This window comes from Flavobacterium sp. NG2, assembly GCF_034119845.1.
Classification (GTDB): Bacteria; Bacteroidota; Bacteroidia; order Flavobacteriales; family Flavobacteriaceae; genus Flavobacterium.
Map to the genome: position 1 here is coordinate 3,404,732 of NZ_CP139420.1, position 12,815 is coordinate 3,417,546.

A 12,815-nucleotide genomic window follows, 5' to 3' on the forward strand; every position below is an offset into this window, starting at 1 on the left:
TTTATTAGATATTTTATAATTCACATTATTTAATTACATTTGAGTAATGAAAAACAAATCGAACCAAATAACGCTTGTCTATTTAATTATTGCTCTCTTTGCAGTAGTTGTTTTTCATAAACTTTCTCTAAAATATATACAAGCCGAAAACTATCCCAGTTTTAACTTCATAAAAGACATCATCCTAGTCACCTTTACTGGCTTGATTTTCAGAAGCATCCTATCTGAAAACAATAAAAAAAACAAGACTGTTTTCGAAAAATTAAAAAAAATCAATAACGAAATAAAAGAATCAAACGATAAATATGATATCGTTGCCAAAGCTACCAGTGATACTATTTGGGATTGGAACATTATAGAAGACAAACTTCACTGGAACAGGGGAATCAAGGGGATTTACGGATATGACCAAAATCAAGTAGGAGATAGTTCCAGTTGGTGGTTTCAAAATATCCACCCTGAAGACAGTATAAGAATGTCTATTAAGCTGTATTCTTTTATCGAACAAAAAACAGAAAATTGGCAAGACGAATACCGTTTTAAATGTGCTGATGGCACCTATAAATACGTACTCGATAGAGGCTTCCTTTTAAAAGATGAAACTGGAAAAGCCATCCGAATGATTGGAGCTATCCAAGATATCACCAAAAGAAAAGAAGAAGAACTACGACTTAAATTACTCGAAACAGTAATTTTACAAACCAAAGACTCCATAATTATTACTGAAGCTCATTTCAACAAAATAAAGCTTCCTAAGATAGTATATGTAAACCCTGCTTTCACAACCATGACTGGGTATCAGTCTGATGAAATACTTCATAGGTCCCCTGATTTCCTGAGTGGTCCAAATACCGAAATCAAGACAATCAAAAAAATAATCGCAGCGGTAAAAAACCAAGAAGAATGTGTTGTTGAAATGATTAGTTACAAGAAAAATGGTGAAGAATTTTGGCTTCACTTTTCGATGATACCAATTCACAATTCAGACAAAGAAATTTCACATTGGATTTCAATACAAAGAGATATTACGGAAGAAAAAAGACAGGAAAAAGAAAAAGAACAACTTATTAGAGAACTAACCAAAAACAATAAAGACCTAAAACAATTCTCTTATATTACCTCTCATAATCTTAGAGCCCCGATATCAAACCTTATAGGCTTACTCAGTCTGATTGAAGATATTACAATCGAAGACATTGAGCTTAAAGAAATCTTGCACGGATTTAACAAATCAACTCACCAACTTAGCGAAACTATCAACGACCTTACAAATGTCATGATAATAAAAGATAAAACAGCAACCGAGAAAGAAACCGTATTTCTCAATGATGTTTTTGAACATGTTTTCAATCAGTTATCTTCTCAAATTGAGAAATACAGACCTATATTAAAAATAGACTTCAGTAAAGTTCCCGCTTTAAACATCAACAAACCCTATATTGAAAGCATATTACTAAACCTACTATCAAACGCTTTAAAATACAAATCAGACAAAAGACCTTTGAAAGTTAATATAGCAGCTGAACAAGTTGATAATATCATCACTTTAACATTCAAGGACAACGGAATTGGGATTGATTTAGCAAGAAATAAAGACAAGGTTTTTGGCCTATACCAACGCTTCCACGATCACCCTGACAGTAAAGGACTAGGTCTTTACTTAGTAAAGTCACAAGTTGAAGCCCTTGGAGGAACAATTAGTGTCGATAGCGAGGTTGATAAAGGAACAACATTCACCTTAACATTTATAAATAAATAAAAAATGCTAGATAAAATTTTATGCGTTGACGACGACCCAATTACATTAATGTTATGTAAAAAAGTCATCATAAAAACAGAATTTTCTAAAGAAACCGTAACTGCACAAAACGGAGAAGAAGCACTTGAATACTTTGACAAAATCAATGAGACAACTGAACCTACAACCACTATTCTACCCCAACTCATCTTTCTAGACTTAAATATGCCTGTAATGGGTGGCTGGGAATTTTTAGATAGTTTCAGTGATCCTAAGTACACTCAATTCAACGAAATTAAGATTGTAGTACTATCCTCTACGATTGACCCTGAAGACTTAGAAAAAGCTAAAAAATACCCAATGGTAATCGATTTTTTATCTAAACCCATTTCAATATCAATGTTAGCATATTTAAGTGCAAAAATAGAAAGCAGATAAAAACTTACTTAATCCAGACTATCTTTTACGTAAATAATAAAGTCATCATATTACTATTTGCTACCAAACCAAGTAAAAATATAAAACATACAATTAAATAACAAAGCAATAACAGCAAATCCGTTTTTATCCAAATAGACACCCCTTACTTTAACTAAATAGATCCAACATACCGATACAAACTCGGACAGAAACAAATAAAACACAACATCTCGTTATTATATTTTATTCAATTCCAATAGGTTAAAAATAATATCAAAATTAAGTGCAAAAATAGTTTGTAAAAATCAAAACAGTTCCTATATTTGCAACCGCTTAGAGCAACAAACACTAAGCATTTGGCCATGGGGAGATACTCAAGCGGCCAACGAGGGCAGACTGTAAATCTGCTGTGAAAACTTCGCAGGTTCGAATCCTGCTCTCCCCACAAAACGCTGTAATTTTTATTACAGCGTTTTTTTTATACCAAAATCAGAAATCGGAGGATCAAGGGATCAATCCTAAAACCTGTGGAGCGACAAAAATTAAGCATAAATATTAGTTAGCCTAAAAAGGAAAAACTCAATGTTTCTAACTCCTCTAAACTGCGACCTAAAAGCTTTTATTTTGGCATTGAAGGATTCTGCCGAAGCATTAGTACTTCTGTTGTCAAAATAGTTTAATATGTTTTGATAATGATTGGTTATGGTTCGAGATATTGTATTGAAAGACTTAAATCCTGATTGATTTAGTTTTTCATGCCATTTGGCCAGTCTAGTAAAAGCAATTATTTTATCAGTTGTGTTTTCAAAGATATTACGTAAACCATGGGATAGATTATAAGCTACTTTCATGCCCTGAAATAATCCAAACAACAGTACTCATTCTAATTGATTCTCTGTCCATTTTGATTTGTTTTTTAATAACGACCACCTAACTCAAATCACTAATCGCTATACAATATCACTATTAGCAGTATTTTCATCCCACATTTATCCTTATCGCTTTAACGCCTTATATTACATCGTTTTCTTCACTATAGTATAGAGTAGTTTTTTTTTATGTAATTAGCTGTATCGTCTCCAAAATAAGCTTTTTAACATAGAAGCGTTCTTTTTCTTAAATTCCTTTTAGAAAAAATTTAATCAAACGCAATTACAATAAAAACGTACTAGATTATCCAAGCAAAAACGAACCAAATACACAAAAACACTAATATACAACTACAAATAAAAAACGCCCAATAACTATACTATCAGTGATAATACGTTATTGAGCGTCAAAAAAAAAAAAAAAAAAAATCTAAATATCTAACTCTGCGTTTGTGTAGCAGGAATCACTAACAAGAAATTTGTTTTATTGATATTATCAATATAAAAACTCAATGGATATATTAAATCTGGTTGGTAAAAAGTTGGAAAAGCATTAGTAAAATAATTAATAAAATGCGTTTTTAAATTAAAACCAGTTGTTGTAGTGCTGTTTCTACGTAATAAATCAAACATACGTTGATTTTCTCCTGCTAATTCCAATCTTCTTTCTTTGAACAAATTCTCTTCAAAATCTGCATTTGTCATTGTTGTTGAATAAGCCGTAGCCGATGCTCTCGTTCTCACCAAGTTAATAAATTGAACTGCAGTTGGCGTGTTACCTAAAGCTTCAGCATACATCAATAATACATCAGAATAACGAATTACCGGCCAATCATTAGGACCTAAACCTGCCACTGTAACAGCTGAGTAAAATTTAGTTAAAAAATATCTTTGAATTCCAGCTGTACCTGTACCTGTTGGAGTTGCACCTTTTAAAATAGTAACATTTCTCCTTGTATCTGTAGAAGAGTAAGCATTATACAAATCTTCTGTAACACCATTATCAGTTCTTGAATTAGGAGTCGTCTGTCCTACTCCAGCAAAACTTTCAGTAAAACTGTTACCAACTGTTGTATTAGCATTACTATATCTAATAGAGAACAAAATTTCTTTATTCATTTCATTAGAAGTAGAAAAAACACTTGCATAAGAAGTCTCTAAACCATACCCTCTAATTCCTGTAGTAGCTACAGTAGTACCAATAATAGATTCCAATTGTGTCTTTGCTGAAGCTTTATCTCCCAAAGTCAAATAAACTTTTGCTAAAAGTGCAGCAGCCGCCCATTTGTTCGCTTTTCCAATATTTACATTTGTAGTAAGAGGGCTGTAATTTTCAGAAATCCCATTATCTACAGCAAATTTTAAATCTGCAATAATTAATTTATAAACATCCTCAACACTAGCGTTAGGTAAAGTATAAGCATCTCTAGGAGTCTCAAATGGCACATATACCAAAGGAATACTACCAAACATCCTAACTAGATTAAAATAATTATAAGCTCTAATAAAACAAGCTTCTGCAGCTAAAGTCTTAGCACTCGTTTCTGCAATTTTTATTTCACTAAAGTTCAAACTCTGTGATGATGGTTCATAAGTATATCCCACACCTTCAATTACTGTATTTGCCGCACGAATAGAAGTATATGATGCTAACCAATATGGCCCCAAATAATAACTCCTATCACTATTATCGTAATTGAAGGTATCATAATTAATAACCTGCAACCTTCTTAAATCACTAGTAGACGTTACGTTGTTGTAGGTATTATCAGACAAGACTTCGGTTAAAGCCCATTCCGTTTCTTTTGGAGCCCTCATACTAGCATAAGCACCTAGTAATAAATTTTGAGCTACTAATAAAGTGAAATCACCATTATCAACAATATACGATTGAGGCTCCACCTCAATAACATCAGTACAATTTGAGAAAATTAGTACCGAAGACAACAATAAATATTTAATTAATTTCATAATGTATTTTTTATGTTTAAAAATTAATATCAAAACCAAACAACATAGACATTGAAATTGGATAACCTTGATATTGCAATCCTCCACTTGTCAATGGATCGGTTGACTTTGTATTTCTTGCCTCTGGATTAATTCCTTTATAACCATCAGCAAAATGGTAATACAAGTTTTGAGCAGAATAATAAATTCTTAATTTACTAAGTCCCAATTGCTTCACAAAATCTTTATTTAGTGTATAACCTAAAGTAATATCATTTAATTTAAAGTAAGAAGCATCTTCAATACTATAATCTGTTAATACCCAGTTAATACCTTGTGATTCAAATGGAGTACCAGTACCTGGATTCAAAGGGCTAACATACTGACCTGTAGTAAAGTTTTTATTGTATCTTCTTGCTTCTTGTGAAACAGATTCTCCATTAAACACCTGAACTCCTTGAACTCCTTGAAAACTAAACCCTAAATCAACATTATAAATTTTGAAATTATTAGTAAAACCCCAAGTAAAATCTGCGTAAGGATCTCCAATAACTGTACGGTCACTAGCATCAAGCTTACCATCTTTATTAAGATCTTTTAACTTAAGACCACCAACTTGAATTCCATTTGTAATAGTAGTTGTTAAACCTGAATCAGTAATCTCTTGTGCACTCTTCCAAACACCATCAGTTACATATCCATACATTTGAATTAGGGGTTGTCCAACTTTTGTTTGATAAACATCACTATAACTAGAAGTAGTACCTGTAGTAGATGTCGTATTATTACTAATTTTTTCATTTAATGAACCGAAATTTAATAATTTATTACGGTTAGTAGAATAATTAGCAGAAGTAGACCAATTAAAGTTTTTAGTATTGATATTCGTTGTAGACAACTCGATTTCAAGACCTTTATTTTGAAGTGACCCTACGTTCAACCAAGAGAAAGTAGAACCTGTACTAGGTAAATTTGAATCTAAAAGTAATAAGTTATCTGTTTTAGATTCATAAATATCAAATGATAAATTTAATCTATTTTTCAAAAGACCGATATCTAAACCAAAGTTCTTTTGCCAAGTTGTTTCCCAAGTAAGATCTGGATTTGAATACACACTAGGAACTTGGAAAGCTGTCACTACAGATCCGGAACCTGCTCCTGTTATAGTAGAAGTCGTTGTCAAAACTGAATAACCTGGATTATAACTATTCGTTAAATTAGTAGTACTAATAGATTCAATTCTATTATTACCTGTAGCACCATAACTCGCTCTTAAACCAAACTTATTTAACCAACTAGCATTATTAGCAATAAAATTTTCTTTTGCTATATTCCAACCTACAGAAACGGCTGGAAAAACTCCCCATTTATCATTTAAGAACAATGAACTACCATCTGTACGTACACTCGCTGTTAAATTGTATTTACTATTATATGAATAGTTTGCTCTACCCATATAAGATATCAACCCTAATTTATTTTTAGTACCATCAACAGTTACATTAGTACTACCTAACATTTGATTCAAGGTACGAATATTATCATCTGGAAAAAATTGACCAGTTGATTTTGACTCTTCAATAATTTGCTTGTTTACAGAAAACAACCCTGTTAATTCTAAATCATGTACTTTACCAAAAGTATTTTTATAGGTCAATAAATTTTCATTCAATAAATCAACAAATTTTTGGTCTGTATAGGACGCACTGTTATTATTTAATCCAGTAGCTGCTCCGTATAAATTTGCTCTATGTCCTAAAAACTGTAATCTGTTTACAAATTTTGAATAATACGCAACCGAAGTTTTAAATACTAAACCTTTAGCTAGTTTAAAATTCAAATCCATACTGGATTGAATTCTAAAATCCTCTTTATCATCATCAGAAACCAAAACAGAATACAAAGGATTAGATCCTCCTGTTGTCCACGCAGATGCACTTGCAACTGCTGCACTAGTACCAGAACCATTTATATAATCAAAAGCAGGTACTTTCATGTTTCTAAAGTACTGTGGATGAGCAAATCCTCCTACTTTTAACTCATTAGCATTAAAAAATCCTCGATCAGAATTTGCTAAAATATAATCAATTGTTCTTTGATTTAAACTTTTAGGCAACCAACTTGAAAACCTAATAAAATTATTGAAATCAGCAACAGGTTTTTGTGTTTTAGAATACGAAGGATTAATATTTAAATTCAAAGTAACTTTCTTTGATAATTCAGCAGTAATCTTTGATCTAAAATTGTACTTATTATAACTACTTTTTATAAAAGTACCTTCATCACCATTATACCCTCCTGAAACATAATACTTTACAGCTTTTGTCCCACCAGATGCACTTAATTGGATATTTTTAAAATCACCAGTTCTTAAGAATTCATCTTGATAATTCGTAGGACCATCACCTAAAATATTTTCAATAAAATAAGCTGCTCTTCTTACAGTACTTGCTTGTGCTGTAGTTCCCAATGCAGTAAAACCTTCATCTCTTCTTATTTGGTCATTTATTACACCTTGATGAACATAATCAGTTATTGACATAATATCCCATTTCTTGTAAGGAGTCTTGATACCACTAGAATAAGTGAAACTGAATTTAGTTTTTGACTCACTACCTGATTTAGTAGTAACCAAAATAACCCCATTAGCACCTCTAGAACCATAAATAGAAGCAGAAGCCGCATCTTTAAGTACTGTTACATCTTTTACATCATTCATATTCAAAGATGATAATCCATCCTGAATTGGTTGACCATCCACAACAACTAAAGGTTGTGCGTTTGCATTAATAGATGCAATACCTCTAATTTGAATTGTAGGATCAGCTCCTGCCTCAGTAGAAGTATTTTGTACTTGAACACCAGCAATTTTACCTTGCAAAGCTTGATCAATTCTAGAAACTGGTAAGTCATTTAAAATTTCAGTCTTAAAAGTTGCAACTGATCCAGTAACATTTTCCTTTTTCATAGAACCATACCCTACTACAACAACTTCGTTTAGTTGATTATTAGCCTCAACCAAAGTAACATTAATTGTCGTCATCTTACCTACAGTAATGTTCTTTGTAGCAAAACCTAAATAAGAAAAATTAATAACCGACTTAGCATCATTTGCCATAATGACATACTTCCCATCTAAATCCGTTACTGTACTCCTACCATTAGTGGTTACCGTTACACCTGGTATAGTTAGCCCATTATTATCAACTACTTTTCCTGAAATTTTAATTTGTCCAGTTTGAGCATTAATAATTGATGAAAAAACTAAAAGAAACATTAAAATTGTTTTTTTCATAATTTAATCCATTTGTTTAGTTATTTTTTTTTGAAAGATTTACAATAGCCTTTCCACTATTTACTATATCGATTGAAACTATTAAAAAAACTTTTTACTTTTAGAAAAAACCATTTTAAACAACCAATGTGGTTAACCAATCAACAAGACAAACTTAATTTTTTTTCAACCAAAAAAAAAGTTAAAAATCATAAAAAATAAAAAAATCAAAATAAAAACGCTTTCATTTTGTTTAGACCGAAATCATTGAGAATAATCAACAAAAAACAGTCATCTACAGAAAATATAACAAAATATTAAGTTAAAATTAAGGTTGGAAAAAGAGAAAAAAACGATTAAAAATCAGAATAGTACTACTGTTTTAATTGTAGGAAATATAGAAAACGGCTGAAATAACCCAATCTGGTAAACCAGTTAAAAAAAACAATAATTAGAAAGACTAAAATATAGGAATACAAACCTTACTATTCATATCCATAGAACGTTATAGCTAACGATTCAGCACAAAAAAAACCTTCTTAATTTTTACATCAAGAAGGTTTAATAAAATTAAAAGAAATATATTATAAAATATAATCTGTATTAATAAAGTTAGATTCTTTACTACTCAACAATTCTTGCAGAATGGCATTGTTATATTCATTATCCTTAGAAGCCACAAAAGTTCTAATAGAAAATGAACGCAAAGCATCATGAATACTCAATGTTCCTACTGCAGAATCTTTACGTCCTGTGAAAGGAAACACATCAGGTCCTCTTTGACAAGAGCTATTCAAGTTTACTCTACTCACTAAATTGACTAATGAGTCAATTAGCGGAGCTATTGTTTTTACATTTTTACCAAATAAACTTACTTGTTGTCCATAATTAGATTCGGCCATATCTTTCAATGGTTCTTGAATATCTTTAAAAGTCAAAATAGGCACGACTGGTCCAAATTGTTCTTCTTGGTATACTCTCATTTCCTTGTTGATAGGAAACAAAACTGCAGGGAAAATATAATTATCAGAATGTTGACCACCTTTGGCATTAATTATTTTTGCTCCTTTAGATGTTGCATCATCAATCAATTCTTGAATATAAGCTGGTTTTTCTTTTTCAGGTAGCGGCGTTAACGACACTCCTTTCTCCCAAGGATTACCAAAAACCAAACTATCTACTTTGTCAGAAAAACGCTTGTTGAATTCGGCTGCAATAGATTCGTGTACATATAATACTTTCAAAGCAGTACAACGTTGTCCATTAAATGACAATGTTCCTGCAATACATTCGTTAATTGCTAAATCCAAATCAGCTTCTGGAAGAATAATGGCTGGATTTTTTGCTTCTAATCCTAATACCAAACGCAAACGGTTTTTATTAGGGTGTTGGTCTTGTAAAGCAATCGCTGATTTACTGTTTCCAATCAAAGCCAAAATATCAACTTTTCCTGATTTCATTACTGGCGAAGCTACTTCTCTACCTCTACCATATAATATATTGATAACACCTTTTGGAAAACTACTTCTAAAAGCTTCTAATAAAGGAGATATTAAGAGTACCCCATGTTTAGCAGGCTTGAAAATTACAGGGTTCCCCATAATGATTGCTGGAATCAATAATGAGAAAGTTTCATTTAAAGGGTAGTTGTACGGTCCAAGACACAATACTACTCCCAATGGACTTCTACGTACCATTGCATTTACACCTTGTACTTTTGAGAAATGAGCACTACGTGCATTCAATTCTTTATAACTCTCTATCGTATCGTAAATGTATTCTACTGTTCTGTCAAATTCTTTTTCAGAATCGCCTAATGACTTACCAATTTCCCACATCAATAATTTAACAACCTCTGCACGAGTTTCTTTCATCTGTTTGACAAAATTCTCCATGCATTTAATACGATCTACCACTTTCATAGTAGGCCATAATCCTTGTCCATTATCAAATGCAGCAGACGCTGCTTCAACAGCTTCTAATGCTTCTTTTTCTCCCATAAATGGAATAGAACCTAAAATTGTAGGTGCGTATTCTTCAGTCGAAGAAATTGTAGAAAAAACAGGAGTGGTCTCTCCCGTCCATTTTTTTAATTCTCCGTTTATTAAATAAGTATCTTGATTTAAGATCTCTTTTATTTGAAATTCTTCAGGTATTGTGTTCATGTTTTTTTTGTAGTTATATTAGAAATTAAAAAAAGAGGTAAAACCCTCTTTTTTTTATGCTTTATGGTGAAACAATTTCGCCATCCCAACCAAGGATTCCTCCTTCGAGATTATAGGCGTATTCAAATCCCATTTCATTCATAATCTCACAGGCTTTACCACTTCTTGCCCCAGAACGACAATACACATAGTATTTTTTATTTTTATCCAAAGCTTCAAGCTCCGAAATAAACTCTTGACCTTTATGAATATCGATATTTATTGCCTCTGGAATAATACCGTCATTATATTCATCCTCAGTTCTAACGTCTAGAATAACAACGTTCTCATCAGCTTCTAGCTGAGCAACCCATTCCTCTTGTGATAAATTCATAATTTGTTATTTTTTTAGTAAAAATACAACGTTTTTACAATATAAAAAAGGCTCAATTTATGAATTTATCAATTACGAAAACGTATTAGTTGACACAAGTGACAGATTTACAACAACTTAGATTATTGCACAAAGTTTTAAAAAAAAGTCAAAAAACCAACATAGAATAGGATAATATTGATTCATAAAATAATAAAATAGACTAGTTTATTTTACAATTTTAAGTTAAACCTACAGGCATAGCTAAGATTTTCTCTATTTTTACAATAATTATCCTCAGAATGATTTCAAAATTTGAAATCAACTACTAAATATTATTTCGCATGCAAAACAGTATAGAACAAATCTTTCCCTCATTTTCTAAAGAATTAATTGCTGATGTTGAAAGCAATGCTAGTTTTAAAAATGTTGAAGCAGGCGAAGTCATCATGAGAACGGGACAATACATCAAGAACACTGTTTTGATAACCCAAGGTAAAATCAAAATTTATCGCGAAGGAGAAAATGGAGGCGAATTTTTCATGTATTATCTACAACCTGGACAAGCTTGTGCCATTTCGATGATTTGTGCAACCAAAAACGAAAAAAGCCAAATCATGGCTAAAGTAGTTGAAGATGCCGAACTTTTAATCGTTCCGCTATCATTGATGGACAAATGGATGATGGAACATCGCTCTTGGTACGAATTTGTAATTGAGACTTATCGCAGTCGTTTTGAAGAAGTATTAGAGGTTGTTGATAGCATTGCTTTTAGAGCTATGGACGAGCGCTTAGAGTTTTATTTAAAACGGCATCGTGACGCTTGTGGTTGCAATCTATTAAAACTTTCTCATCAAGAAATTGGAACCGAATTAAATACCTCAAGAGAAGTTATTTCGCGATTACTCAAAAAAATGGAACAACGTGGATTGGTCAAACTTCACCGCAACAATATTGAACTTTTGGATTTAAAAATAGTCTAGTGTGATAAAAGTTACTGTGAGAACATAATAATCGCCCAACCTTTGTAAAAAAATTTACAGATGGAATATTTGGGTTATTTTGCTTCGATTATTATAGGGCTTTCATTAGGTTTGATTGGCGGTGGTGGTTCAATACTGACTATTCCTATATTAGTCTATTTATTCAAAGTCGATCCTGAATTAGCAACCAGTTATTCCTTATTTATTGTAGGTTTAACAGCAATATCCGGCGGTTATAGTCATTATAAATTAGGTAACCTCAATCTAAAGTCTGCATTTTATTTTGCTATCCCTTCGATTATTTCAATATTGATTATTCGAGAAGTTATTTTTCCGCAGATTGCTTCTACCCTCTTCACCATTGCTTCTTATGCTGTTTCAAAGGATTTACTAATCATGATTGTCTTTGCTATATTAATGATTAGCGCTGCTTTATCAATGATAAAAGATAGAGAGATAACCGTTATAAACCCTAAAACAAATTATAAACAACTTGCTTTTATTGGATTCCTAGTTGGAATCGTGACTGGATTTTTGGGAGCTGGAGGAGGTTTTTTAATAATTCCTGCTTTATTATTTTTTGCTAATTTACCCATGAAAGAAGCTGTAGGAACATCTCTACTAATTATTTTTATCAATTCGGCTATCGGATTTGCAGGTGATTTATACATCGGTACGGTTATCGATTACAAACTTTTGTTGTTGATATCAGGGATGGCTTTTATAGGAATGCTGTTGGGAATCCAACTTTCTAAAAAAATTGATGGTGACAAACTCAAACCTATTTTTGGATGGTTTGTTTTGGTAATGGGGATTTACATTATTACTAAGGAAGTGTTTTTTTGATAAGTACTTTAAACACTCTTTAAACACTAAGGACACAAAGGCTACACTAAGAACACAAGTTTTTTTACCGCTAAGGCGCAAAGGCACTAAGAAAAACTAAAAAAAAAGAGATAAGCACTAAGACACACTAAGAGCACTAGTTTTTTTTTAACCGCTAAGGCGCAAAGGCACGAAGAGAAACTAAAAAATGAGACTAAACACACTAAAGGAACATAGAC

Annotated in this window: 9 protein-coding genes and 1 tRNA gene; 5 read left to right on the forward strand and 5 right to left on the reverse strand. The window is 31.8% G+C overall.

Translation table 11 applies throughout. The features are described from left to right. Window positions 1-46: 46 nt before the first annotated feature. The 3 genes from SLW70_RS13860 (at window position 47) to SLW70_RS13870 (ending at window position 2,603) form a co-directional block, all read left to right on the forward strand. Window positions 47-1,759, forward strand: coding sequence for a PAS domain-containing protein (locus tag SLW70_RS13860; RefSeq protein WP_320889177.1), 1,713 nt, complete (start codon window positions 47-49; stop codon window positions 1,757-1,759). Between the two features lie 3 nt (window positions 1,760-1,762). Then, entirely contained in the window at window positions 1,763-2,176 is a 414-nt protein-coding gene (locus SLW70_RS13865; RefSeq protein ID WP_320889178.1) for a response regulator, read from the forward strand. Between the two features lie 346 nt (window positions 2,177-2,522). Beyond that, a tRNA-Tyr gene (locus SLW70_RS13870) sits at window positions 2,523-2,603 on the forward strand. A gap of 97 nt (window positions 2,604-2,700) precedes the next feature. On the opposite strand, the gene SLW70_RS13875 is transcribed toward SLW70_RS13870, so the two are convergent. The 5 genes from SLW70_RS13875 to SLW70_RS13895 form a co-directional block, all read right to left on the reverse strand. Then, complete coding sequence (locus SLW70_RS13875; RefSeq protein WP_320889179.1) at window positions 2,701-3,009, reverse strand: transposase; 309 nt, start codon at window positions 3,007-3,009, stop codon at window positions 2,701-2,703. 456 nt (window positions 3,010-3,465) lie between these two features. Then, the gene (locus tag SLW70_RS13880; protein WP_320889180.1) at window positions 3,466-4,998 is read right to left on the reverse strand and encodes a RagB/SusD family nutrient uptake outer membrane protein; all 1,533 of its coding nucleotides are present in this window, start codon (window positions 4,996-4,998) and stop codon (window positions 3,466-3,468) included. A gap of 16 nt (window positions 4,999-5,014) precedes the next feature. Next, entirely contained in the window at window positions 5,015-8,272 is a 3,258-nt protein-coding gene (locus SLW70_RS13885; RefSeq protein WP_320889181.1) for a TonB-dependent receptor, read from the reverse strand. Window positions 8,273-8,835: 563 nt separating this feature from the next. After that, entirely contained in the window at window positions 8,836-10,416 is a 1,581-nt protein-coding gene (locus tag SLW70_RS13890) for an NADP-dependent glyceraldehyde-3-phosphate dehydrogenase (RefSeq protein ID WP_320889182.1), read from the reverse strand. A 61-nt stretch (window positions 10,417-10,477) separates the two neighbouring features. Beyond that, the gene (locus SLW70_RS13895; protein WP_320889184.1) at window positions 10,478-10,789 is read right to left on the reverse strand and encodes a rhodanese-like domain-containing protein; all 312 of its coding nucleotides are present in this window, start codon (window positions 10,787-10,789) and stop codon (window positions 10,478-10,480) included. Between the two features lie 323 nt (window positions 10,790-11,112). Between SLW70_RS13895 and SLW70_RS13900 the strand changes: the two genes are divergently transcribed. Both SLW70_RS13900 and SLW70_RS13905 read left to right on the forward strand, forming a co-directional pair. Then, entirely contained in the window at window positions 11,113-11,751 is a 639-nt protein-coding gene (locus tag SLW70_RS13900) for a Crp/Fnr family transcriptional regulator (protein WP_320889185.1), read from the forward strand. Between the two features lie 60 nt (window positions 11,752-11,811). Next, entirely contained in the window at window positions 11,812-12,597 is a 786-nt protein-coding gene (locus tag SLW70_RS13905; RefSeq protein ID WP_320889187.1) for a sulfite exporter TauE/SafE family protein, read from the forward strand. Window positions 12,598-12,815 lie beyond the last annotated feature (218 nt).

Coding starts and splice junctions, on each gene's coding strand:
- SLW70_RS13905 (WP_320889187.1), top strand. CDS start 11,812: ATGGAATATTTGGGTTATTTTGCTTCGATTATTATAGGGCTTTCATTA.
- SLW70_RS13865 (WP_320889178.1), top strand. CDS start 1,763: ATGCTAGATAAAATTTTATGCGTTGACGACGACCCAATTACATTAATG.
- SLW70_RS13900 (WP_320889185.1), top strand. CDS start 11,113: ATGCAAAACAGTATAGAACAAATCTTTCCCTCATTTTCTAAAGAATTA.
- SLW70_RS13875 (WP_320889179.1), bottom strand. CDS start 3,009: ATGAAAGTAGCTTATAATCTATCCCATGGTTTACGTAATATCTTTGAA.
- SLW70_RS13895 (WP_320889184.1), bottom strand. CDS start 10,789: ATGAATTTATCACAAGAGGAATGGGTTGCTCAGCTAGAAGCTGATGAG.
- SLW70_RS13890 (WP_320889182.1), bottom strand. CDS start 10,416: ATGAACACAATACCTGAAGAATTTCAAATAAAAGAGATCTTAAATCAA.
- SLW70_RS13885 (WP_320889181.1), bottom strand. CDS start 8,272: ATGAAAAAAACAATTTTAATGTTTCTTTTAGTTTTTTCATCAATTATT.
- SLW70_RS13860 (WP_320889177.1), top strand. CDS start 47: ATGAAAAACAAATCGAACCAAATAACGCTTGTCTATTTAATTATTGCT.
- SLW70_RS13880 (WP_320889180.1), bottom strand. CDS start 4,998: ATGAAATTAATTAAATATTTATTGTTGTCTTCGGTACTAATTTTCTCA.